Origin of the sequence: Salegentibacter holothuriorum (genome assembly GCF_900168045.1) — a bacterium.
In the GTDB taxonomy this organism is placed as follows: domain Bacteria; phylum Bacteroidota; class Bacteroidia; order Flavobacteriales; family Flavobacteriaceae; genus Salegentibacter; species Salegentibacter holothuriorum.
The window spans coordinates 155,116-178,385 of sequence record NZ_FUYY01000003.1; the positions used below are offsets into that span (position 1 = coordinate 155,116).

Genomic DNA, 23,270 nt, shown 5'->3' on the forward strand with positions numbered 1-23,270 from the left:
TGAGAGTCCCTCGGATTTTATAAGAGTTATAAGCCGATATGAAGATGGTCGTGTAGCCCAAAAGATTATGGAATTATAAAAAGAGAAAATGCCTGACCCGATAAAAAAAATACTGGTTGTAGTAGAGTCGATTGATGTGGAGGACAGTAGCGGTTCCAAAGCCAACGTAGCCCTTATAAAGAATTTATATAAAGCCGGCTTTAAACTGCAGGTATATCATTATACACGAAAGAACATTGAGCTAGAGGACATTCCCTGCTATGCGATTAAAGAGAACCGAAGAAGTTTGCTGTTTTTTTTAAGCAGGACAGAACGTTATTTACGGTATTGGTTCAATTTAAAGTTATCTAAACCCATCGAGCAAATTTTTGGGTTTTCCTTTACGCTTTTCAACGATTGCAACAGTATTGTAGCCGCTTTAAAAAAAATCAATGATTTCGAGCCCGATTTGGTATTAACTCTAAGTAAAGGAACCAGTTTTAGACCGCATCAAGCAATTATAAAACTACCAAAATGGTATTCTAAATGGATAGCCTATGTTCATGATCCCTATCCTTTTGCTTGCTATCCCAGGCCTTATGATTGGGTTGAGCCAGGATATCATCAAAAAAGAAAATTCTTTTTAAAAGTAGGGGCTAAAGCTAAGTATGTGTCCTATCCCAGTCAATTACTGGCCGAATTGATGGAAAGCTATTATTCTCCAATGAGAGGCAAAAGAATCATTATTCCCCACCAAATATATGAAACCGATGCTGAGCCAATGGAATTGCCTGAGTATTTTAAAAAAGATGCATTCACTATAGTACATGCTGGAACATTGCTTGGTCCACGAAATCCTCTTAGTCTAATTGAGGCTTACAGGAAGTTTATTCTCGAAAATCCGAAGGCAGAAGAGAACAGTCAGTTAATTTTTATAGGGAGAAAGTCAAAATACTCAAAAGAATTTCAAGAGATAAAAAAAACTTTACCGCAGTTTTATAGTAGTGAAGATTATATCCCATTTTCTACAGTACTGGCCATCCAAAAAAATGCAGCAGTGAATGTTATTTTGGAAGCAAAAAGTTCTATAAGTCCTTTTCTTCCCGGGAAATTTCCACATTGTATTCAGGCAAAGAAGCCTATTTTACTCTTAGGACCTTATTATAGCGAGTCCAGGAGATTACTTGGTGAAGATTATCCCTGGTGGAGTGAAATAGATGATGAGGATGAAATACTGAAAATTATAAAAGACCTTTACAATAATTGGAAGTCAAATGATAACCAGGTGGATTACAATTACAACAGCTTGAAAACATACCTCTCAGAAGATTATTTAAGCGCTCAAATTTCAGATTTATAAATGAAAATCTTAATGCTCTCTATCTTCGCACCACATTTTTTTAACTGGACCGAACAGTTGAGAGATTCTGGTCATGAGGTATATTGGTTGGATATATATGACTCCAATACCAAAGTTAAGCAGATAGATTTTGTTGAGCAGATCACTGGATGGCGATATAAATGGGATTATCCCGGAAGGTATTTTCTTAAAAGTAAAGCTCCTGGTATAACCCGTCTTATTAATATTTTTAATGAAAGAAATTTCCAGAAACAACTGGAAAAGGAAATTAGAAGAATAGAACCGGATGTGGTCCATAGTTTTGTGATGTATCTTGGAGGTGTACCTGCCTTACCGGTGATGAAAAAGTTTCCCGACCTTAAATGGGCCTTTACCGCCTGGGGCAGTGATATGTATTATTATCAACAGCAAACTGAATATCTTGCAGGAATGAAAAAAGCCTTAGCCCATATTGACTATATGTTCGCCGATTGCCAGAGAGATTATAACATTGCAAGGGAACATGGCTTTGAGGGTAGGTTTTTAGGAGTTTTTCCCGGGGGAGGTGGTTTTAATTTCGGAAGTTTGGATCCTTTTATTAGGGATAAGAAAAACAGAAATATTATTCTAATAAAAGGCTACCAGGGTTTGCATGGTAAATGTATTGATGTATTAGTGGCGCTTCAAAAATTAGAAATGCAGTTAAAAGATTACCGGATAATTGTATTTGGAGCAGCTATAGAAGTATTTAAATTTGTGGAGACTTCTTCTTTGAAAGAATTTGGTAATCTGGAGATATATGGAAAATTAAACTACCAGGATCTTATGAAATTAATGGGACGGACTTTAATTTACATAGGAAACAGTAGTTCTGACGGAATGCCTAATACCCTCCTGGAGGCAATTATTATGGAAGCTTTTCCAATCCAATCCAATCCCGGAGGAGCCACAGCAGAGATAATTCAGCATAAAGAAAATGGACTTTTAATTGAAGAACCTGAGGATTCACAGGAAATCAGTAGCTTGTTGCTGGAGGCTTTAAATAATTATGAATTAAGAAAAAAGGCCGTTTGCTGGAATTCAGAAAATATCAAACCTGAGCTAGTGAGGGAAAAGATTAAGGCCCGGGTTTTAAAAGCTTATGATTCAATAGAAAAAGATCTGTAATGGAGCCATTAATTTCAATTCTATATGTCCATCGTAACCGCGACACCAAAAGAATAAAAATATCTTTTGAGTCTTTGCAAAGGCAGGAGTTGCAAAATTTTGAAGTGATCTTTGTAGATTATGGAAGCGATAATACACTTGCAGAGGAACTGAAAATGCTTGCCGCCGAATTTCCGTTTGTTCGTTTTTTTCATTTGCCTGTACCCCAGCTTTTATGGAATAAAAGTAAAGCCCTTAACTATGGAATTTTAAAGGCAAAAGGAGATTATGTCTTTATCGCCGATATCGATCTTGTTTTTCATCGGCAAACAACTGCTTTATGGAATAAGCTATTGAATTCCGATAGGTTTTATTTGTTTCAGTTGGGATATTTAGAAAAAGAAGAATCAGAAAAACTTTTTGGGAATTATGAGTTTGATGCTTTAAAACCGGGCAGAACAGGAACTGTAAACGGCATGATCTTAACTTCCCGCGAAAGCCTTCTGGGGGTAAACGGTTTGGATGAATTTTTTCATTTCTATGGGTCTGAAGATGAAGATTTATTTGCCCGATTGGAAAATGCGGGCTATCTAAGAGAACTAAGAAAGGAAGCATATGTTTACCACAATTGGCATCAAAGTTTTTCAGGCTCAGAAGATAAGCTGCTTACAGGGAATCCACGGGTAAAAAATATTATGCGTATTAATCAAAGGCATTTTCAACGTAATAGAGATCGTGGCATAATAAAACCTTTACGGCAGGAAAAAATAGGGAAATTTAAAACTCCCAAAAGATCTGCAGTTTTAAATAATCCAGATATAGTACTTGAAATTCCCAACATACTTGCCAGGGTAGAGCATTTTTTAAGAGAAGAGCTGCCTTCCCGAAAAGGAGAGGTGGTAAAGGCTGTATTTTTTGAGGAGGATTACTATAAGTCTGCCAAATACAAATTAAAGCTAAGATTGGGGAAACAAACACAGCCCTATATCTCTATAAAGCAAGTGAATGATATGATTTTAAAAGAGATTTTATATAGTTATAGAGATCATAATTATTCTTTTCGAGTAGATAAAGAATTGAAAAATATTATATTTTGCCTTGAATCATGAACCAGAAAAATTTAGTTCTTAAATCCTATAAAAAGTTTTGTCAGGCTGAGGGCAACGAGCATATAGCCAGTGAATTTGCTGTTTTGAAAATACAGGAATTAATAGAAAAATTTGATATTAAAAGTATTTTGGAAATAGGTTTAGGTATTGGTGCAATTGCTGGTAGTATTTTATCAGTCGATAGAAATTTAATCTATGCCGGAACGGAGAATAATGAGTTTTGTCTTGCGGCTTTAAAAAAAAATCTTGGCACAAAATTTCAGAATTTAAAGGTTTTCTATGAACTTTCGGAAGTACCTATAAGTAATTATGATTTGATCATAATCGACGGAAAAGACCCTGAGCTATCAAAAATTAAACACTTACTAAACTCATCGGGAATTATTGTTATAGAAGGCGACAGGCTTCCACAGCAAAGGCTACTTAAAAAGTATATTCCGGCTCATAAATTTGTTCACGCAATAAGTAATAAAAGGAATGCTATTTACAGTCCATTTTCACAAGCACATTGGCAAGGGGGGGTGAAGATTATTTTTGTAGACCCTGGTTTTAATCAGTTAATATGGTGGGGAAAAGAAAAATTTAAAACTAAACTGAAATATTATTTTAGAAAATGAGGTTTCGTAAATTTTTAAAAACGGAGTTAAGATTTTAAATCTTAGAATAACCAATTGAATATGTCCCTCAAGTTAAAACTTAAAGAAAGCTTATTTCACCTAATGGAGCTGTTGCCCGAGAAACAGGGCTATTATGCTTACCATACAATTCAAAACCTCGCTAACAGGCAGAATATGTTAGACCGGCTAAAAACCAATACATTCAGTTTTCGTGGTTTGCAAAGATTGTTACAGGAAAATAAGCTATCCTTAGAGGGGAAAAATGTTTTAGAAATCGGTTCGGGATGGGCACCTGTTATGCCTTACCTGATGCTTTACAAGGGAAAAGCAAAATCGGTTTCCAGTTTCGACCTGAACCGGCATTTTAGCAGGAAACGGATTCGCGAATTGAACGAGGTTTTTCTATCGGAATATGGTATTAATGTTAGTGTCGCACCTAAAAGTGAATGGCATTTGCCAAAAAAGATTGCGTATTATCCCAATACTAACCTAATAAATATAGATTTACCGGAAACAGACCTGGTTTTTTCCCGGTTTGTTCTGGAACACGTAAAGCCGGAAGATCTTCGGTTGATGCACCAAAAATTTAAAACCGATTTAAAACCGGGAAGCATAATAGTACATCTAATTTCCCCAAGCGATCACCGTGCTTATGTGGATAAGAATTTGAGTCTGCAGGACTTCTTGCAATACAGCGAAGCCCAGTGGCAAAAGAAACAAACCAGGTTTGATTATCATAACCGGTTAAGGCTTCCTCAATATGAAGCTATTTTTAAAGCTGCGGGATTGGAGCTGTTGCATATTGAGTATGATCAACCCGGTGCAGATTCATATAAGAAGTTCAAGTCTGTACCAATACACGAGGATTTTAAGGACTTTACTGATGAAGAGTTGACGGCAGGTTCTATTAATGTGGTTTTGAGGGTGTAAAGGGAGTAGGAAACCCCGACTCTCCTAATTTATTTTTTTTTTAAAAGTGAAAAACTTAGGTCCATGAGGTTACTTCTTAACAGTGAAAGGACAGTTCTTTTCGCATAGCAGTCGAAGGGTAAAAGCAAGTCAGGCTGAGATCTGAGATAAAATTTTTAGCGGAGGGGGATGACAGATAAAATAGATATTACTGAATTTATAAAGGCTTAAATAAAATCGTGATCTGTTCTTTTTTCCATTGATGAAAAAGAACCAAAAAATCTAGGCTTACGAAAATTGATCTAAATTTTTCGTTCGATGTCTAAATTTTCTGAACTCGTGGGAAAAACCTGAGTAAGGAGAAAAAGATGTGTCGCTCAAACAGCAGAAAATTTCAACGACATCTCACTTCAAATTTCACGATCAATTTTCGATAGGCCACTTAATTTTCAACTTAGTCTTTATAACTACGTAACGTTCTATTAAATAAAAACTATCTCTGTCAATGCTAGCCTTTATATTTATTTTACTTCGTTCCCTAACAACTATTTCCCGTTTACCGTCATTACGAGAAGGCTACAGCCGACGAAGTAATCTGTTGTTTTAATTCAGGAATTTGTCTCTAAGAAATGATTTATTCTTCCAAACAAGACCCCCTACCAACTACCAAGCACTTCGATCCCTTCGTCCACGCTCAGGGCAAGCTCTTGGGCTCAGCTAAAGCTGCGCTTAGGACAGGCACATCGATTCCTTCGCAGCCGGCTCAGTGTGACACCCCGTTTTGATGGAATTTGATAACCCAGCCCTCCAGGGAAGCCTAAGCCTAATCTCTAATTTACGAATTGACGAATCCCGAACTAACCAATCAACCAATCACCAATCACCAATTAACTAGTTAACTAAATAACCAACCAAATTAATTAACTTGCTTCTAAAATCTGAAAACTACTTATGTTTATAATCGCTGAAATTGGGCAGGCCCACGAAGGAAGTCTTGGAATGGCTTTATCCTACATAGATGCACTCGCAGAAACCGGGGTAGACGCCGTTAAATTCCAGATGCATATTGCAGTGGCCGAAAGCAGTGAATTTGAACCTTTCCGGGTAAAGTTTAGCGAGCAGGACAAAACTCGTTTCGATTACTGGAAGCGGATGGAGTTTTCCCCTGAGGATTGGAAAAAAATAAAGACTAGATGTGAGCAAAAGGACGTGGAATTTCTGGCTTCCCCTTTTAGCAATGCGGCAGTGGATCTTCTGGAAGATCTGGGCGCGAAGAGATATAAGATCGGATCGGGAGAGGTTAGTAATTTCCTTCTTTTGGAAAGAGTAGCCCAAACCGGGAAACCGGTGATTCTCTCTTCAGGAATGAGCTCTTTTGAAGAAATGGACCAATCTGTTAATTTTCTAAGAAAAAGACAAGTGGGATTCTCCATCCTCCAATGCACCACTGCTTATCCCACTAAATCTAAAGAATACGGACTTAATATTATCGGAGAGCTTAAGGAGCGCTACGGCGTTCCCATAGGTTATTCCGATCATTCTGCAAAAATAGAAACCTGCATTGCAGCAACTGCTCTGGGTGCTGAGATCCTTGAGTTTCACGCAGTCTTCGACCGCCGCAGCTTTGGTCCGGATGCCACGTCTTCCCTGGAGATCGATGAGATCAAAAACCTGGTGCAGGCGGTAAGAAATATTGAAATTTCTCTTGAACACCCGGTTGATAAAACAGACAATTCCCGGTATAAAGAGCTAAAGGATATTTTTGAAAAATCTTTAGCCGTAAATAAAGACCTGCCTGCAGGCCACAAATTGACTTTCAATGATCTCGAAGCGAAAAAGCCTAAAGGCGTTGGCATTGATGCTTCAAAATCCGAACAGCTAATAGGGCAGGAGTTAAAGAGAGAAATGAAGCAATGGGAGTTTTTAAATAGGGAAGATGTTGGGGTTAGCCTGTAATCTTTAGACGGTAGTTTTTTGAGTTTCAGGTATGACACCGCGTTTTGGATAAAAATCTTTTATAATATTAGCCATTGTCAGGCTAATCCCCTTCATATGACCGGTAGGTCGGATGAAGGGAGTTAGTCACCAATTAACGAATCCCGAATTAACTATTCTCCACGCTCTCCACCCTTTTCTCTAAAGCCAAAAACTAAAGTCTCCAGACTACCGACTACCGACTAATTTATTTACTTTTGTTTGAACCTGAAAATCACTTATGCTTCAAATTGTTCACCAGCGTGCTGAAAAGATTATCTGTGTAAATTATAACGGAACGCCTTTGGAGATTGAAGAAACGAATCTTTGTAAGGCTTTTTGGGTTTTAGCCGAAAACTATCCCGATGAATTGATTTGCTGGTGTGAAGGAACCTATGCCCAGGAGTTTGACGAAAGTTCTTTAAAGGAAATATTTGCCCACGATCTTATTATGGCCTCCTATACTTTGGAGCACTCTTATTTTTCCGACCAGATTGGGTATATCGATCAACATCCATCTATAAATATTAATCCTGAAGTGCCTTATGGTACCTGGAGGATGAGTACAGATGCCGGTGGTATAAAGGGTGGCACCTTGTCTGAATTTCAGCAAACATTTGGAAACATACAGGATTTTGGGTTTTTATTAAATGCTATTGCTAAATCTGGACAACACAATGGGCTATTCAGTTATTCAGACCCTCGTTTTTTTACTTCCAAACTGAAGAAAGACTATAATCTGCGGCCTGTAGCAGGCGTTTCAGAGCTATTTTCTTTTGTATATGTTCATTATAAAACAGCAAGACTTTGGTTATTGTTTTGGTGTTTTGTAAAGTTTGAAGGCTCTTTTCCTATATTTTCCCTTTTGCGATCATTGTTTAGAAAAAAAGTTTTTCTAAAGGAAATTGATTTTGGACAGGGAGGGGTGAAAAAAATAGAAAAGACAGTAAAGCCTTATAGTCTGGATGTGATTATACCAACCCTGGGACGAAGAGAATATTTATTGCAGGTTTTAGACGATTTGAAAAAACAAAGTGTATTACCGAAAAAAGTAATCGTCGTAGAGCAAAATCCCGATCCTAATTCTCAAACAGATTTGCCGGAACTTACTGCTGAGGAATGGCCGTTTAAACTGATACATCATTTTATACACAAAACAGGTGCCTGTACAGCCAGGAATATGGCTCTGGAAGAAGTAGATGCCGATTGGGTCTTTTTTGCCGATGATGATAACAGGATGGAAAGTGATGTTCTGGAAAAATCTTTAATTGAATTAGAGGTATATAATATTAATTGTTTAACCCTTAATTATATTCAACCCGGGGAAACTTTATTTTTTAATAAAATAAAACAATGGGGAACCTTTGGCGCAGGAAATAGTATAGTTAAAGGTACATTTGCAAAAAGGATAAGGTTTGATCGGGCTTTTAACTATGGCTACGGCGAAGATATGGAATATGGTATGCAACTGCGAAATGCCGGTTGTGATATTATTTATCATCCGGATATAAAAATTGTTCATTTAAAAGCTCCCAGGGGTGGGTTTCGGGAAGTTTCGTTGCCGCCCTGGAAAGAAGATGACCCAAAACCGGCACCTACCATCATGTTGTTTACGGAAAAATATTATACTTCTATACAGAAAAAAGGTTTTAAGACAGAACTTTTTCTACGTAATTATAGTCTAAGCAAAAACCTTAATCCGATAAAATATTGGAGGAATATGCAACTGCGTTGGCTTAAAAGCGAGAGCTGGGCTAAAAAACTAATGCTAAAATAACTTTGGAATGAAGTTTTTAATAAGTCAGAGAGCCTTTACCGAAAATGATTTCCAGAAACTGGAGCAAAAATATAAGGTTCAGGAAATAGCAATTGGCCCCTACAACATTTTGAAAGAAAAAGAAACCGAAGTATATGATGAAAGCGAATGTAAAGCTTTTATAGATGGGTATATACGGGATTTTAATGTTTCCTGTTCGCAGCTGGGACCTCAAATTCAAAGTGCTGTTGACTTAATTAGCAAACAATGGCCCGTTCCCAACTCAATAAGTGGTTCTTTCTCTGCTGCGATTATACAAGAAAGCAGTGGGGAGCTTATTATTTGTAATGATGCCATTGGCGTGTATCCGCTATATTATTTAACCGGGGAGAAAGGTTTTTATATTTCTAATAGCCTGACCTGGTTAGGAGCAATATCGGAAACTGCCGGAGATGAAGTGGGTTTATTTCAACGCGCTTATTGTCCTGAGTTTGCAAATATTGGATCCAGGACAATCTTAAAAGATGTAAAGCGCCTTTTACCCGGCGAATGGATTAGGTTTGGTAAGTTGGGGAGCTTCCTGGAAAAAAAATACGATAATGAATTATACCGGGAACTTTCTAAAAATATTTCGCCTTCAAATTACTGGCAAGCTTTTAAAAAGGAGCTGTCTTATTGTTTAGCAGAAGAGAAGAACCTTCATATAGCCCTTAGCGGAGGAATGGATAGTAGGTTGCTAATTGGTGGCGTTTCGAAGAGTAAAAAAGTCTTTTGTCATACCTATGGTGATAAAGATTTTTATGAGACGCGTATTGCCAAACGCATCGCCGAGGTTTACGACGCTGATTTTAAGAATTATTCCCAGCCACAATTAAATTTTCCGGAGAAAAAAATTCTTGAAAAATATACAATTGAAACAGAAGCCGTCTATATAAATAATTGGCTTGAAATTTTAGAAGAGCAAGATCTAAAGAAAAAGGAAAGTATTCTGGTAGGGGATATGACAGAGTCTTTACAGGGAAGAAACTTGCCGATGAAAAAAAACTGGAAAAATTTTAATCAGTATTATCTTGGACGCAAGGAGTATTCGTTAACCGGGAATACCAGGGGAAAATTTGAAGACTGGAAAAGAACTATAATAGAGAAATATACCGGTTTGGCTTTCCAAAAGCACATTGATAGACTAAATTTAAATATTTCGGAGAGAAATCTTAAAGACGAAATTATAAAGGATTTAGAAAAGCTAATAGATAGGATAGAAGCCCATAACCTTGCTTATATGGAACTTGTTACCGAACTATTTTCCTGGTTTACACATTCCCGGATTCCTATGGGGAAACAAATACTTATCTTAAATTCTAAGTTTAAAGCCTATTGTGTACCTATGTCTATTCAAATACTTCGTTTAACTAGTAATATACATCCGGGTTTAAGGGTAGGGGGCAGGTATATAAAATCTTTGTTTACTTCGGTAGCAGAATTAAGGCCTGGGGCGAGGATGCCTACAGCCCAAATACCATTTGTAGCTTTTAAATCGCCGGAAATATTCAAGTTGCCAATTTGGTTTTTAAGATCTGAAATAGACGATTTTCTTATTAAGCGGTTAATGAAGTCTGCCAACCCAAAGAAAAGATATCGCTTGTTAAAATCCTTTAATTGGGTAAAGGTGTATCAGCAGCCCCAAATGGAAACAAGATTGCGATCTTATTTTAAAAAGTCTTATTTAGGGGAAGAATATACCAATGCTATAACTGCCGGGGCTTTGGCGAGAAAAAACCTAAAGCAATGGCCCCTTAGTAATACCAATATAATTAATGCAGCAGCATTAAATGAAGAATTAGCCCTGATAAAACTTCTTACAAAGAATGAAATTTAACTTAATTGTTTGTACATACCGGCGAAGTAAAGCAATAGAGCGGTTAATGCAATCGGTAAAAGAGCAAACTTTATATCCCGATGAGATTCTTGTGATTGATGCTTCTCCAAACGATTTAACTAAAAAGCTATTGGAGGTAAAGAAGTATTCGGCTTTAAAGTATTTTAAGGTAGGAAAGGAAAACAGTGGCTTAACCCGGCAGCGCAATTATGGAATAAAACATTCTAGTAAGGCTATGGATGTGCTTTGTTTTCTTGATGATGATATAGTGCTGGAACCTAATTATTTTGAGAAATTAATTGCAAGCTACAAACAATATCCTGATGCCATTGGAGTTGGAGGGCAAATAAAGGATGATGTTAATTGGAGAAAAGTGCCGACGAATTATAAAGCTCAATTTAAAGAATTTGTTATTGATAATTATGTAAGGCCCCTGGGACAAAGAAATGTGCTTAGAAAAAGCTTGGGGTTACTTTCTGATAAACCTCCGGGTTTTATGCCGGATTTCTCCCATGGTTTTTCCACAGGCTTTTTACCGCCTTCAGGAGAAATATATCCGGTAGAATTCTTTATGGGTGGGGTGGCCTCTTATAAACATCAACTTTTTTCAGAAATAAATTTTTCAGAAAAGTTTATAGGATATGGTCTATATGAAGACATGGACTTTTGTTTACGAGCTTCGCGATTAGGCCAACTATATGTAAATACAGCAGCTAGAGTAGCACACTTACACGATGAGGCTGGTAGGCCTAATCATCATAAATATGGAGAAATGGTGGTTAAAAATGGCTGCTATGTTTGGAAATTAAAAAATCCAAAACCCTCAGGTAAAGCCGTCATTAAATTTTGGACAATCCATATTTTGTTGTTGTTGATTAGATTTGTTAATGGATTTAATAGAGATAAAAGTGGGTTTGATGATGCCAGGGGAAGATTTAAAAGTCTTATAGCAATGATTAAAAGTTAATGTATTCCATGATAAAAATTAGAACTTATTTACCGTAATTCAATGAGTATTAAAAAAACAGAAATTATTTTATTACTAACGGGTACTATTGAGAGAAACTCTTCAGATGTTCTCGCAGTGAAGGATCCAGGGATAAGAACGCAACAATACCTGGATGCTATTTCGTTCTATTTAAATCATACATCTTTTAAAATTATTTTTGCTGAAAACTCGGGAAATTCCTTAGCCAACGATTTTCCGGAGTCTGATAGATTGGAGTTTATAAGCTTTTATTCCCCAAAAATTTCCCCGGATAGAGGGAAAGGTTATAAAGAATTAGAAATTATGGATTATGCCATTAAAAATTCAAGGTTTATTAAGAATGCCAGTTTAATTATTAAAATAACGGGAAGGTTGAAGGTTTTAAATATTAAGAAGTTAGTTGGTTCTACTAATAATATAGATTATTCAAATAATGGATTAATACTTTCCAATATTTACAAAAGACAAAAAATGGACTCGAGATGTTTTTTGTTTTCTATAGATTTCTGGCCCTACCTTAAAGAAAATGGAAAGGTAATTAATGTAGATTTTTCATTTGAAAAAGCTTTATGGAAGGCAATTATAGACTTTAAAAATAAAGGCAGGGGAACATATAGACAATTTTCTCAACCTTTGAGGATTAAAGGCATTAGCGGTGGCTTTGGAATGCCATATAAACATGGCGCTTTGATGATTTTTGCTAAAAGGTTAAAGCACTATCTGAACCTTTATACCTATTCGGAAATTTTAAAATAAGTGGTTAAAATGACTAATGATTAACTAATGCAAACCGTTTTTATAGCTTTTACCTTAAAGAATTCTTCGGTGGCCGAATTTTTTGTGAGCCTGGCAAATAAACTATCAAAAACGCATAGGGTATTTATTTTTACATATGCTACCGAAGCTCATGATTTAACTCTGGATAGTTCTATAAAAGTTCTGGAGTGGCCTTCCAAAAGACCTACAAAACTTGTGGATTTCCGGTTTTTAGTGAAAAATATGAGAGAATATAAGCCCAAAACTTTAATTGCCAGCTTTGGAGCGGTAAATCTGTTTATGCTCGCAGGTTTTCTATTAAGGGTGAAACACCGGGTGGCCTGGTACCATACCCTAACCAGTCAGTTAGAATTTAAGCACCTGCTTTTTTGGAGAAAAAAAGCTATTTATAAATTTGCAACACGGATAATAGCCAACTCAGCATCTGCAGGATTAGATGTGAAAAAGGCCTTTGGTATTAATAAAAATAAAGTAGAAGTTATTTCGAATGCCGTAAATAATCCTTGTATTACTGCTGAAACAAATAGGTGTACACTCGTTTATGCAGGAAGGTTACATAGTATAAAAGGGGTTAAAGTGCTTTTAAAGGCCCTGGAAATTGTTAAGGAAAAATATCCGGATATAATATTGGAGGTTATAGGTGGGGAGGATGAACCAGGAATGATGAGCGAACTACTGCAGCTTTCAAAGAAATTAAAATTAGAGGAAAATGTTCGGTTTGCCGGTAGCCGCCAAAAAGATTATGTACTACAGGCTTTTTCAACAGCCTATTGCAGTATTGTTCCTTCTTATTTTGAAGCTTTTGGATATGTTGTAATTGAGAGTTTTTCGGTGCATACGCCGGTAATAGGATCTAATACTACAGGGATAGCAGAAATTATACAAAATGAAGCAAGTGGCTTATTGTTTGAACCCGGAAACCATAGGGAATTGGCATCGCAAATAAATAGATTATTAGCACAGCCACAATTTAGGGATGAACTTTCAGAAAAGGCTTATGAGCAGTTCTTGAAGAAGTACGAATTAAACCGGGTAATAGGTGATTTTGTTGGGCAATCTATTATCTTTAAATAAGGTTTTTGGTTAAATGAACAGAGAAAGGGAGGAAATAAATAAAAGGCAAAGAGATTTTTATCAAAATTTTGATAAAAATTTGCCCAGTAAGGTCTGGTCTTATTTTAGAAATAAGGCTTTGAATAGTCTTAAGAAACAAATTGGTGTAGAAAAAGATATCTATAATTTACATCAAAGCTGGTTTGGAGATCTTTCACAAAAAAAAGTACTTGATCTTGGGTGTTATGCCGGGAACGTTTTGAGTATGGATCTCGCCCAGCACTCGAAGAAGTACCTGGGGATAGATCTTAGCCCTAAAGGTATAGCCATCTTTAACCGAAGACTCGAAAACGTCGATGGAGCTAGCGCTGAGGTGATGGATTTTCTCTCAGAAGAATTCAAAGAAAAGGATTTTGACCTGATTTATGCTTACGGGGTTTTACATCATTTTAAGGATGTAGATGAGTTAATAAGTAAATTGCTGGAAAAACTGGCACCCGGGGGTGAAATTATTAGTTATGACCCCCTTCAAACCAGCAAGCCCATAAAGTTCTTAAGAAATATCTACCGACCTTTCCAAAGCGACCGCGATTGGGAGTGGCCTTTTTCCAAAAAAACATATTATAAGTTCGAAAAGGCTTTTGATGTAAAAGAGCGAAGAGGTGTGTTGGGCAAGGCTAAGTGGAATGCTCTTATTGGGGTTCTACCGCTTTCTGATGAGAAGAAATTGAAAAGGGCTAAAACCTGGCACAGGGAAGACTGGGAGAGTTCTCTAATTTCCGATGAACATATGTTTAGCTGTATGCACCTGAGTATGCGAATGAAAAAAAGACAAAGCTGATGCGCTTCACCATTTTTACCCACGTAATCCATAGGGAAGAGGAAGGTGAATTTTATGCTTACAGTCCCTATGTGCGCGAAATGAATTTGTGGCTTAAAAATGCAGAGGAAGTTGAAGTTGTGGCCCCGGCTCCCCAACCCCCAAAGAAGGAGTTTTTTTTTGATGAGTCTTATAAGCACTCTCGTATTAGCTTTATTAAAATTCCATCTTTTCATTTACTGAATTTCCAGGCGGTTTTAGATTCGATTATAAAGATTCCATTTATTTTTTTTAGAATTCTGGGTGCTATGCATAGAGCAGATCATTTGCATTTACGGTGTCCGGGGAATATTGGCTTGCTTGCAGCCATTGCCCAGATCTTTTTTCCGAAGAAATCTAAGTCGGTCAAATACGCAGGAAACTGGGATCCCAAAGCCAAACAGCCATGGACTTACAGGTTTCAGAAATGGATTTTAAGCAATAGGTTGTTGAGCAGGAACATTAAAGTCCTGGTCTATGGGAACTGGCCGAATCAGTCAGACAATATAGTTTCTTTTTTTACGGCGAGTTTTTCGGAGAGAGAAAGAGAGCCTGTAATAAAAAGCTTTAAACAGCCTTATAAGTTTATTTTTACTGGTAATCTTGTAGAAGGGAAAGGAGTTTTTGATGCAGTAAACCTTATTGATGCCTTAAGAGCAGTTGGGGAAGAAGCAGTACTCGAAATTTATGGAGATGGGGTTTTGGAGTCTTCACTTGTTGATTATATAAAAAAGAAAGAGTTACAGACCTTTGTTAAGTTAATGGGACGAAAAAGCCTCGAAGAATTGAGGAAAGCTTATAAAAATGCGCACTTTGTAGTTTTGCTTTCAAAAAGCGAAGGTTGGCCCAAAGCCCTGGCGGAAGGCATGTGGTATGGTTGTGTTCCCGTAGCTACGCGAGTTAGTTGTGTGCCGTGGATGTTAAATTACGGGGAGCGTGGTATAATAGTTCCGGATATAGAAAAAAGAGAAGCGATAAAAGAGAAGAGAAGAGAGAATATAGAAAAAAGAGAAGAGAGAAGAGATGATAAAGAAAATTTCCTGAGAAACTGTCAGTTCGAGGGTTCTGACGGGAGTGGGGATATATCGAGAACAGGTTTTTCTGAAAGAGATTTGGCAGGAATAATTAGCCTAATAGAAAACCCTGAAAAACTAAATGAAATGTCTTTGGCTGCACAGGAATGGAGTCAACAATACACTTTGGAAAAATTTGAAAAGGCAATAAAGGAAATGATTTAGGGTTTAAGGTTTCACGTTTAGAGTTCAACGTAAATGCTTACTTTGCTATACATTATTTTTGAATATAAATATTTATAAGATGGCAAAGGTTGACCATTTTGAAAATCTGGAGGTTTGGCAGCTGGGTTTATATATGATTATGATTTTCATTTAAATTATTTATGAGGGAATTTTTAGCCTTTCAGGAATTGCTTATCCTTTCATTTTTTGCTCGCCCAAAAAACGAAACAAAAAAGGGTGCCCTATGTAGAGGTGTTTTTTTGGCAACAGGGCCAAAAAATCGCCCATCGGTACCTAAATTTTTTCCATGGTTTCAAAAATTTTTTACGGTGCCGATGTGCTACACTTACAAACGGGATAAAAAAATCGCTTCGCTCGGTTCAGTCAAAATATCAAAGTATTTCAAAGAAAAAAAGCCAGACTACGGGGCATTAGCACCTGATAATTCACGAATTAGAATCTTCAAACCACAACACGCGTTCACTAGAGCTTCGGCCAGCCCGTCCACAACCCACAACGGAGAACCGAGAACCGAGAGCCGAGAACCGAAAATCCACAACCCAGAACTCACAACCGAGAACTCACAACCGGCAACCGATAACCCCAAACAACAAACTCCAAACAATAAACCGGTTACTGCAAACCCACAACTCACAACCGAGAACCGAGAACCGAGAACCGAAAACTCACAACTGAAAACCGACAACCCACAACTGACAACTGATAGCACCAAACAACAAACCCCAAACAACAAACCCAGAACTGACAACCCACAACCGAAAACCCACAACCAACCACTGACAACTGAAAACTCAGAACTGACAACCGACAACAACAAACAGCTCCGCGTATTACAACTAATCGATACCCTAAAGCCCGGCGGAGCGGAAAGGATGGCGGTAAATCTTGCGAATTCATTAGTAGCAGAGAAAGAAACTTCATATTTATGTTGTACCCGTGACGAAGGCTTATTAAAAAAGGAGCTGGGAGAAGGAGTAGGATATTTATTTTTAAACAAGAAAAATAGCTTGGATCTGCAGGCATTTTTGAAGTTAAAAGGCTTTTTAAAAAAAGAAGATATAGAACTAGTTCACGCTCATGGGACTTCCTGGTTTTGGGGAGTGCTTTTAAAATTATCCGGATTAAAAATAAAGCTGGTCTGGCATGATCATTACGGAGAATCTGAATATTTGGAACAAAGAAATATTAGATTATTGAAACCTCTTTCCCGATATTTTGACGGAATAATTTCAGTAAACAATGATCTTAAAGCCTGGGCTGTAAAAAGATTAAAGTGCCGGGCTGTGATACAACTGAACAATTTTATTATGGTTTCCTATAGTGGGAATTCCAGAGAAGTTTTAAAAGGAAGCTCCTCCGATTTTAAAATAGTCTGTGTCGCTAATCTACGTGCGCAGAAAGACCATTTGAACTTGCTGGAAGCATTTGAAAAACTTAACATAAAAGGCGTTAGTCTGCATCTTATTGGAGCAGATCCGGATACGGTTTATTCAAAAAAAGTTAGGGAAGAAATCAAGAAATCGGAAAAGGAAATTTATTATTACGACAATTTTTTCCAGGTGTCGAGGCCACTTCGAGAGGCTCATCTTGGGGTGTTGAGTTCACGTTCTGAGGGGCTGCCACTAGCCCTCTTGGAATATGCTTTAGCCGGATTACCTGTGGTTTATACCGATGTTGGCCAGTGTAAAGAGGTTACGGCTGGCAATGCTCTAGGAGTACCGGCCGATAATTCTGATGCTCTTGCTGCAGCTATTAAAAAATATTATTTGAATAGTGAAGTTAGAAAACAGGATGCGAGATGCCTACAGAACAGAATCAAAAAGTTATATTCAAAAGAAGAAACTCTTCCATTATTACTAAAATTTTATAATAACTTGATAATAGATAATGGCCGGCATAAGTAGATACCAATTTAATTATATAGAGTTACTTCTCATTCATATAGGGATGGCGTTGGCCGTATATTTTTTTCGGCCTTCATCCCCTTTTATCCTGCTAGGGGTTATTACTTATTTTCTGTTTTTAACCATTGTAAACGATAACAAGAACAATGAAGCTCTTATGGGGGCTGCTTATATCGCAGGAGGGGAAGTGTTTTTCAGGCAAACTGATGCCATGTTTTTTTATGAAACCGGGAAATATATGGTAATTGTTTTCCTGCTGATAGGCATGTTTTTTAAAGGGACCTCATCTCGCACTGCACCTTATTGGACCTACCTTTTAATACTTATCCCCGGAATAGTGATGGCATCTATCACTATGAGTTATGAAGCTGAAATTAGAAAATTAGTTGCATTTAACCTAAGTGGTCCTGTTGCTTTAGGGGTTACGGCGATTTATTGTTATTACAAAAAGATTAGGGAAAAGGATTTTCAAGCAGTGATTTCTTTATTATTGATGCCTCTAATTGCACATATGTTTTATTTATATCTCTATACGCCTAATATGATCGATGTTGGGATCAATCTTCAAGCAAATTATGTCGCTACAGGTGGCTACGGCCCCAATCAGATTTCTACGGTTTTTGGCTTTGGCGCTGTTTTATTGGCTATGCGATTATTTATTGTTAAACATAAACTTATAAATCTTATAGATCTTGTTTTATTGGGAATGATGGGGTATCGAGCCTTGATCACTTTTTCCCGCGGAGGCGTGTTTACAGCTATTATTTGTGTCACCGCATTTCTTGTTTTCCTGTATTACAAAAAAGGTGCTCGGGAAAAAAATCGTTTAAACTTTAAAATCTTACTCCTTGGAAGTGCAGGCTTGATAATATGGCTATTTTCTTTAGCCCAAACTGGAGGCTTATTAGGTAATCGCTATACTAACCGGAATGCAGCAGGTCAATTGAAAAAAGATATAACCACCGGCAGGGCTGAACTGGTAGAAACCGAATTACAGGCCTTTATTAATCATCCGGTTACTGGTATAGGTGTTGGAAAGGGATATGAGTACAGACTAGAGAACCAGGGTATATCAATTGCCACTCATAATGAGATTAGCAGAATGTTATCAGAACATGGCCTTTTGGGGCTGGTTGCGATTCTAATTCTTATCTTAGTTCCTATAATTTTCTGGACAAAGTTTAAGAACAATTATTATTTTTTGGCGTTCTTAGCATTTTGGTTTTTAACCATTAATCATTCGGCGATGCGAATTGCCTTACCGGGCTTTGTTTATGGATTGGCCTTATTATATATAGTAGATGACAAAAAGCATCCTGTACATAGGGAACGACTTACAGATTAACAGCTTTACGGCAACCTATATCTCTTTCTTTAGTAAAATGTTGCGAAAGGAAGGTTATAAGGTGAAAACAGCTTCTACCCGAAGTAACAAAGGCCTGCGGTTAATTGAAATGCTTGGACTTATTGTGCGCTATCATAAAACTACAGATGTAGTGCTTATCGATACTTATGGGGCGATGAATTTTTACTACGCCTACCTGGTGGCTAAAACCTGCCAGGCTTATAATTTAGAATATATACCAATTCTACATGGCGGGAACCTTCCGGAACGTCTAATTGCTTCCAGAAAATATAGTGAAAGTCTCTTTGGAAAGGCGAAAATCAATATAGCACCTTCTAAGTTTTTATATGATATTTTTAAAGCTGAAGGCTTTTATAATACCCAGATTATTCCCAATGCGATTCAAATGGATAATTATCCGTTTAAAAAGCGGGAAAATTTTGCGCCTAAATTATTATGGGTAAGACGATTTCAAAAACGCTATAATCCGGTGATGGCTTTAGAAGTTCTGCTGTTGCTGAAGAAAGATTACCCGAATGCTGAATTATGTATGGTAGGCCCCGATAAGGACGGGACTATGAGAACCTGTAAAAGGTTTGCAAAAAAGCATCAGCTTAATTTAAAATTTACAGGTAAATTAAAGAAAAAAGATTGGGCTAAACTTTCTAAAAACTACGATTTCTTTATCAATACCACTAATATAGACAATACTCCAATTAGCGTAATTGAAGCAATGAGCCTTGGATTAGCGGTGGTTTCTACCAATGTAGGTGGGATGCCAATGCTTATTGAGGATAAAATAGACGGGATATTAGTGCCGGTTAATGATGCTAAAGCAATGGCTTCAGAAATTAACAAACTGATTAGGAAGCCGGAAGAAGCGCAAGTGATTACTAAAAATGCCCGCGATAAAGTAGAAGATTTCGCATGGGAAAAGGTTAAAGCCGATTGGAATGGAGTTTTAAACTCATGAAAAACCTGCTTTATATAGGTAATGAACTGGAACTTCGAGGAGGTTCTCCCACCTCTATAGATCAATTAACTCCACTATTTAGGAAAGAAGGTTTCGAGGTGAAAACTTCATCTGCTAAAAAAAATCAGTTCCTGAGGTTATTTGAAATGATGACTGCTATAATTAGGAATAAATCATGGGTAGATGTTGTGCTCATCGATACCTATAGTACCCGGAATTTCTGGTATGCTGTACTCACGGCAGAACTTTGCAGTAAATTGAATCTGGATTATATTCTCCTGCTTCATGGGGGAGATCTCCCTGAGAGATTAAAAAATAATCCCAAATTATCAGCGTCTTTATTTAAAAAAGCAAAACTGAATATAGCTCCTTCGCTTTATCTTTTTAGGGAATTCCAGCAAGCAGGATTTAGGAATCTTAAATATATCCCGAATTCCATTTTTCTCGAAGATTATCCTTTTAAAAAAAGAAAGATTTTAAAACCTAAATTACTTTGGGTAAGGGCATTTGCTGAAATTTACAATCCAATCTTAGCGATAAAGGTTCTAGAAGAATTATTAAAAAAATATCCCGAAGCAGAACTTTGTATGGTTGGTCCTGAAAAAGATGAATCTTACAAGAAATGTGGTAATTACGCTGAAAAAAATAAGTTGCGGGTTAAATTTGCCGGAAAACTAACCAAATCTGAATGGTCCAAACTTTCAAAGGAATATGATATTTTTCTTAATACAACGAATGTTGATAATACTCCGGTAAGTTTAATTGAAGCAATGGCTTTGGGCTTCCCAATTATTTCCACAAATGTTGGGGGAATTCCTTATCTGCTACAGGATCAAGAAACCGGTCTGCTAGTTCCGCCTAAAAACAAATCTGCAATGGTCGATGCAATTAGCAACTTATTAGAAAATCCGCATTTAGCTGAAAGTTTAAGCCAAAATGCTCGCAACCAGGCAGAAAAATTTGATTGGGAAATAGTGAAAGAAGAGTGGAAGGAAGTTTTACTGGCTTAATTTGTGATTTTCATTTTTACTCGTCATTACGAGCGACATTGGAGCGCGGTAATCTTTTTAATGCGAAGTTCCTCAGTTGAAAAGATTGCTTCAGACGTACCGTCTTCGCAATGACGTTTGCATTATCTTTTAAGAGTCATTTCTAAAAGCTCCTCCACTTTTTTCGAGGGGAGGTGGCTTTTGCGCGGTAGCGTGAAAGTCGGAGGGGTTTATTGTTTAAGGAATAGGTGCAGAGATATAGATGAATTCGTGGCCTGAGTTTTTTTAAGATCTGCTTATATTAAGTTATCTCGAATTTACTTTGGAGTTTTAACATTTGACAACTTAGATTCTGAAATAAATTCAGAATGAGGTTTGCATTATCTTTAAAGAGTCATTTCTAAAAGCTCCTCCTCTTATTAAGGGGAGGTGGCTTTTGCGCGATAGCGTGAAAGTCGGAGGAGTTCGTTGTTTTGGTAAAAGGTCTTGAAATATTTGTGTATTGGTGCCCTGAGTTTTTTAAGATCTGCTTCTATAAAGTTATCTCGAACTTACTTTTGAGTTCTAATATTTAACAACTTAGATTCTGAAATAAATTCAGAATGACGTTTGTATTATTTTTAAAGAGTGATTTCTAAAAGCTCCTCCACTTTTTTCAAGAGGAGGTGGCTTTAGCGCGGTAGCGTGAAAGTCGGAGGGGTTCGTTGTTTCGGTAAAAGGTCTTTAAATATTTGTGTACCGTGACCTGAATTTTTTAAAATCTGCTTCTATTAAGTTATCTCGAACTTACTTTTGAGTTCTAATATTTAACAACTTAGATTCTGAAATAAATTCAGAATGACGATTGCATTATCTTTTTTAAATCATATCTAAGGTTCTTTGCTTTTAATCCTGCCCCTTGTTTCATTTTCCCTAATTGAAAGAGATAGAAATCAAAAAAACTCTATCTTTATCCCGTAAGCAGGTAATTCATGTCTCAAAGGCCACTTGTACATTTTGAAATCTCTGAGCGCAAGGTATTACTGCGTTTGTTAGACTCGCTTTGTGTTCTCACCAGCCTTAGCCTGATAGGAATCATCTTTGATTTTGATTATTTTAGAATTAATTCTCAAAATTGGTATTGGACCCTGGTATTACTCCTTTATTTTAATTTTTTTGCCAGTATTTTTGAACTCTACGATCTGCAAAAGGCTTCAAAGTTTGATAGTGTTCTGCAAAATTCCATATTATGCTCTGCGACTACTGTGGGATTCTATATGCTTACACCTCTTTTAACACCAAGCCTTCCTGAGAATCGGTTGCAAATTCTCTTTTTCTTTCTGGCTATTTTAGTTCCCTTACTTTTATGGCGCTTTGTCTACATCACTTTAATTTCTTCCCCACGCTTTTATAAACGTGTATTGGTAGTAGGGAATTCTTTTGATATAAATCTGATTAGCTCCGATCTTCAAAAATCTGATCCTAATTACGTGGTTGTGGGCTATATTAAAACGGAAGATCGAATACAATCAGAAATTAATGAAGACAACTTGATAAGATTTGAAATTAAAGATATTAAGGAGGCTATAAAAGAACATCATATTAATGAAATAGTGGTAGCCAGCGGGTATAAAGAGGGTTTAATGCTGTCTCTTTATAATCAGCTAAGCTACTTGCTTAAAGCAGGTTTTCCTATTAAAGACTATACCCAGGTTTATGAAGAAGTTACCCAAAGAATTCCGGTGCAGCATGTAGATAAAGATTTTTACAGGTATTTTCCTTTTAGTAGAAGTAATCAAAATAAATTTTATCAGGTTTTCTTTAGAATATTTGATGTTATTATCGCCTTGGTGGGATTAGCGTTTTTTATCCTGATTCTTCCTTTACTTTTAATCGCAAATTTATTGGGTAACCGTGGTTCGCTTTTCTATCGGCAGGAAAGAATTGGTAAATATGGTGAAGTTTTCAGGATTTTGAAATTACGGACTATGGTCAAAGATGCCGAATCCAACGGCCCGCAATATGCTGAAAAGAATGATTTACGAACTACTCGTTTTGGTAAATTTCTAAGAAGATCCAGGATTGATGAAATTCCGCAGTTTTATAATGTTTTAAAAGGGGAGATGAGCCTTATAGGTCCAAGACCCGAAAGACCTATTTTTGTCAAGGAATTGTCTCAAGCGATTCCTTTTTATGAAACCCGCCACGTCATAAAACCCGGCTTAACAGGTTGGGCACAGGTAAAAGCCGATTATGGCAAGGACCAGGCCGATAGTCTAGTGAAACTTCAATATGATCTTTATTACATAAAGCACCGGGGCATTTTTTTGGATCTCAGTATTTTATTGAAAACCTTTAGTACCGTAATTTTCTTCCGGGGACAGTGATCCAGTATCCAGTCTTCAGTGGGTAGTTTTTTAGTTCTCAGTTCTCAGTTGT

18 protein-coding genes are annotated in these 23,270 nt (G+C 37.0%); all 18 read left to right on the forward strand.

Annotation, left to right across the window (positions count from 1 at the left end; genetic code table 11):
• Nucleotides 1-88 precede the first annotated feature (88 nt).
• Nucleotides 89-1,339 carry a glycosyltransferase family protein gene (locus B5X51_RS09215; RefSeq protein WP_079720893.1) on the forward strand — a complete coding sequence of 417 codons (1,251 nt, stop codon included), beginning with the start codon at nucleotides 89-91 and terminating at the stop codon, nucleotides 1,337-1,339.
• Entirely contained in the window at nucleotides 1,340-2,485 is a 1,146-nt protein-coding gene (locus B5X51_RS09220; protein WP_245828732.1) for a glycosyltransferase family 4 protein, read from the forward strand.
• Nucleotides 2,485-3,573 carry a glycosyltransferase family 2 protein gene (locus B5X51_RS09225; protein WP_079720894.1) on the forward strand — a complete coding sequence of 363 codons (1,089 nt, stop codon included), beginning with the start codon at nucleotides 2,485-2,487 and terminating at the stop codon, nucleotides 3,571-3,573. The genes B5X51_RS09220 and B5X51_RS09225 overlap by 1 nt, the downstream gene beginning before the upstream one ends.
• Nucleotides 3,570-4,190: a class I SAM-dependent methyltransferase gene (locus tag B5X51_RS09230; RefSeq protein ID WP_079720895.1), complete on the forward strand. Its 621-nt coding sequence runs from the start codon at nucleotides 3,570-3,572 to the stop codon at nucleotides 4,188-4,190. Before B5X51_RS09225 ends, B5X51_RS09230 begins: the two co-directional genes overlap by 4 nt.
• 60 nt (nucleotides 4,191-4,250) lie before the next feature.
• The gene (locus tag B5X51_RS09235; RefSeq protein ID WP_079720896.1) at nucleotides 4,251-5,120 is read left to right on the forward strand and encodes a methyltransferase domain-containing protein; all 870 of its coding nucleotides are present in this window, start codon (nucleotides 4,251-4,253) and stop codon (nucleotides 5,118-5,120) included.
• A gap of 930 nt (nucleotides 5,121-6,050) precedes the next feature.
• The gene (locus B5X51_RS09240; protein WP_079720897.1) at nucleotides 6,051-7,055 is read left to right on the forward strand and encodes an N-acetylneuraminate synthase family protein; all 1,005 of its coding nucleotides are present in this window, start codon (nucleotides 6,051-6,053) and stop codon (nucleotides 7,053-7,055) included.
• Nucleotides 7,056-7,314: 259 nt separating this feature from the next.
• Complete coding sequence (locus B5X51_RS09245) at nucleotides 7,315-8,850, forward strand: glycosyltransferase family 2 protein (RefSeq protein WP_079720898.1); 1,536 nt, start codon at nucleotides 7,315-7,317, stop codon at nucleotides 8,848-8,850.
• 7 nt (nucleotides 8,851-8,857) lie between these two features.
• Entirely contained in the window at nucleotides 8,858-10,705 is a 1,848-nt protein-coding gene (locus tag B5X51_RS09250; RefSeq protein WP_079720899.1) for an asparagine synthetase B family protein, read from the forward strand.
• Entirely contained in the window at nucleotides 10,695-11,672 is a 978-nt protein-coding gene (locus tag B5X51_RS09255) for a glycosyltransferase family 2 protein (RefSeq protein ID WP_079720900.1), read from the forward strand. The genes B5X51_RS09250 and B5X51_RS09255 overlap by 11 nt, the downstream gene beginning before the upstream one ends.
• A gap of 42 nt (nucleotides 11,673-11,714) precedes the next feature.
• Nucleotides 11,715-12,449: a hypothetical protein gene (locus B5X51_RS09260; protein WP_079720901.1), complete on the forward strand. Its 735-nt coding sequence runs from the start codon at nucleotides 11,715-11,717 to the stop codon at nucleotides 12,447-12,449.
• Nucleotides 12,450-12,476: 27 nt separating this feature from the next.
• A complete protein-coding gene (locus B5X51_RS09265; RefSeq protein ID WP_079720902.1) occupies nucleotides 12,477-13,544 on the forward strand; it encodes a glycosyltransferase family 4 protein in 1,068 nt (355 codons plus the stop codon).
• A 13-nt stretch (nucleotides 13,545-13,557) separates the two neighbouring features.
• Nucleotides 13,558-14,364 (forward strand): class I SAM-dependent methyltransferase, encoded by an 807-nt coding sequence (locus B5X51_RS09270; RefSeq protein ID WP_079720903.1) that lies wholly within the window; start codon nucleotides 13,558-13,560, stop codon nucleotides 14,362-14,364.
• Nucleotides 14,364-15,620: a glycosyltransferase family 4 protein gene (locus B5X51_RS09275; RefSeq protein WP_079720904.1), complete on the forward strand. Its 1,257-nt coding sequence runs from the start codon at nucleotides 14,364-14,366 to the stop codon at nucleotides 15,618-15,620. Before B5X51_RS09270 ends, B5X51_RS09275 begins: the two co-directional genes overlap by 1 nt.
• 161 nt (nucleotides 15,621-15,781) lie before the next feature.
• Nucleotides 15,782-17,545 carry a glycosyltransferase gene (locus B5X51_RS15915; protein ID WP_079720905.1) on the forward strand — a complete coding sequence of 588 codons (1,764 nt, stop codon included), beginning with the start codon at nucleotides 15,782-15,784 and terminating at the stop codon, nucleotides 17,543-17,545.
• Nucleotides 17,546-17,588: 43 nt separating this feature from the next.
• Nucleotides 17,589-18,890, forward strand: coding sequence for an O-antigen ligase family protein (locus B5X51_RS09285; RefSeq protein ID WP_245828733.1), 1,302 nt, complete (start codon nucleotides 17,589-17,591; stop codon nucleotides 18,888-18,890).
• Nucleotides 18,847-19,863: a glycosyltransferase family 4 protein gene (locus B5X51_RS09290; protein ID WP_079720907.1), complete on the forward strand. Its 1,017-nt coding sequence runs from the start codon at nucleotides 18,847-18,849 to the stop codon at nucleotides 19,861-19,863. Before B5X51_RS09285 ends, B5X51_RS09290 begins: the two co-directional genes overlap by 44 nt.
• Nucleotides 19,860-20,873 carry a glycosyltransferase family 4 protein gene (locus tag B5X51_RS09295; RefSeq protein ID WP_079720908.1) on the forward strand — a complete coding sequence of 338 codons (1,014 nt, stop codon included), beginning with the start codon at nucleotides 19,860-19,862 and terminating at the stop codon, nucleotides 20,871-20,873. The genes B5X51_RS09290 and B5X51_RS09295 overlap by 4 nt, the downstream gene beginning before the upstream one ends.
• A gap of 950 nt (nucleotides 20,874-21,823) precedes the next feature.
• Nucleotides 21,824-23,218: an exopolysaccharide biosynthesis polyprenyl glycosylphosphotransferase gene (locus B5X51_RS09300; RefSeq protein ID WP_079720909.1), complete on the forward strand. Its 1,395-nt coding sequence runs from the start codon at nucleotides 21,824-21,826 to the stop codon at nucleotides 23,216-23,218.
• Nucleotides 23,219-23,270 lie beyond the last annotated feature (52 nt).

Excerpts from the sequence above, each read along its gene's own strand:
- B5X51_RS09215 (WP_079720893.1), top strand. The coding sequence starts at position 89 with ATGCCTGACCCGATAAAAAAAATACTGGTTGTAGTAGAGTCGATTGAT.
- B5X51_RS09220 (WP_245828732.1), top strand. The coding sequence starts at position 1,340 with ATGAAAATCTTAATGCTCTCTATCTTCGCACCACATTTTTTTAACTGG.
- B5X51_RS09225 (WP_079720894.1), top strand. The coding sequence starts at position 2,485 with ATGGAGCCATTAATTTCAATTCTATATGTCCATCGTAACCGCGACACC.
- B5X51_RS09230 (WP_079720895.1), top strand. The coding sequence starts at position 3,570 with ATGAACCAGAAAAATTTAGTTCTTAAATCCTATAAAAAGTTTTGTCAG.
- B5X51_RS09235 (WP_079720896.1), top strand. The coding sequence starts at position 4,251 with ATGTCCCTCAAGTTAAAACTTAAAGAAAGCTTATTTCACCTAATGGAG.
- B5X51_RS09240 (WP_079720897.1), top strand. The coding sequence starts at position 6,051 with ATGTTTATAATCGCTGAAATTGGGCAGGCCCACGAAGGAAGTCTTGGA.
- B5X51_RS09245 (WP_079720898.1), top strand. The coding sequence starts at position 7,315 with ATGCTTCAAATTGTTCACCAGCGTGCTGAAAAGATTATCTGTGTAAAT.
- B5X51_RS09250 (WP_079720899.1), top strand. The coding sequence starts at position 8,858 with ATGAAGTTTTTAATAAGTCAGAGAGCCTTTACCGAAAATGATTTCCAG.
- B5X51_RS09255 (WP_079720900.1), top strand. The coding sequence starts at position 10,695 with ATGAAATTTAACTTAATTGTTTGTACATACCGGCGAAGTAAAGCAATA.
- B5X51_RS09260 (WP_079720901.1), top strand. The coding sequence starts at position 11,715 with ATGAGTATTAAAAAAACAGAAATTATTTTATTACTAACGGGTACTATT.
- B5X51_RS09265 (WP_079720902.1), top strand. The coding sequence starts at position 12,477 with ATGCAAACCGTTTTTATAGCTTTTACCTTAAAGAATTCTTCGGTGGCC.
- B5X51_RS09270 (WP_079720903.1), top strand. The coding sequence starts at position 13,558 with ATGAACAGAGAAAGGGAGGAAATAAATAAAAGGCAAAGAGATTTTTAT.
- B5X51_RS09275 (WP_079720904.1), top strand. The coding sequence starts at position 14,364 with ATGCGCTTCACCATTTTTACCCACGTAATCCATAGGGAAGAGGAAGGT.
- B5X51_RS15915 (WP_079720905.1), top strand. The coding sequence starts at position 15,782 with ATGAGGGAATTTTTAGCCTTTCAGGAATTGCTTATCCTTTCATTTTTT.
- B5X51_RS09285 (WP_245828733.1), top strand. The coding sequence starts at position 17,589 with ATGGCGTTGGCCGTATATTTTTTTCGGCCTTCATCCCCTTTTATCCTG.
- B5X51_RS09290 (WP_079720907.1), top strand. The coding sequence starts at position 18,847 with ATGACAAAAAGCATCCTGTACATAGGGAACGACTTACAGATTAACAGC.
- B5X51_RS09295 (WP_079720908.1), top strand. The coding sequence starts at position 19,860 with ATGAAAAACCTGCTTTATATAGGTAATGAACTGGAACTTCGAGGAGGT.
- B5X51_RS09300 (WP_079720909.1), top strand. The coding sequence starts at position 21,824 with ATGTCTCAAAGGCCACTTGTACATTTTGAAATCTCTGAGCGCAAGGTA.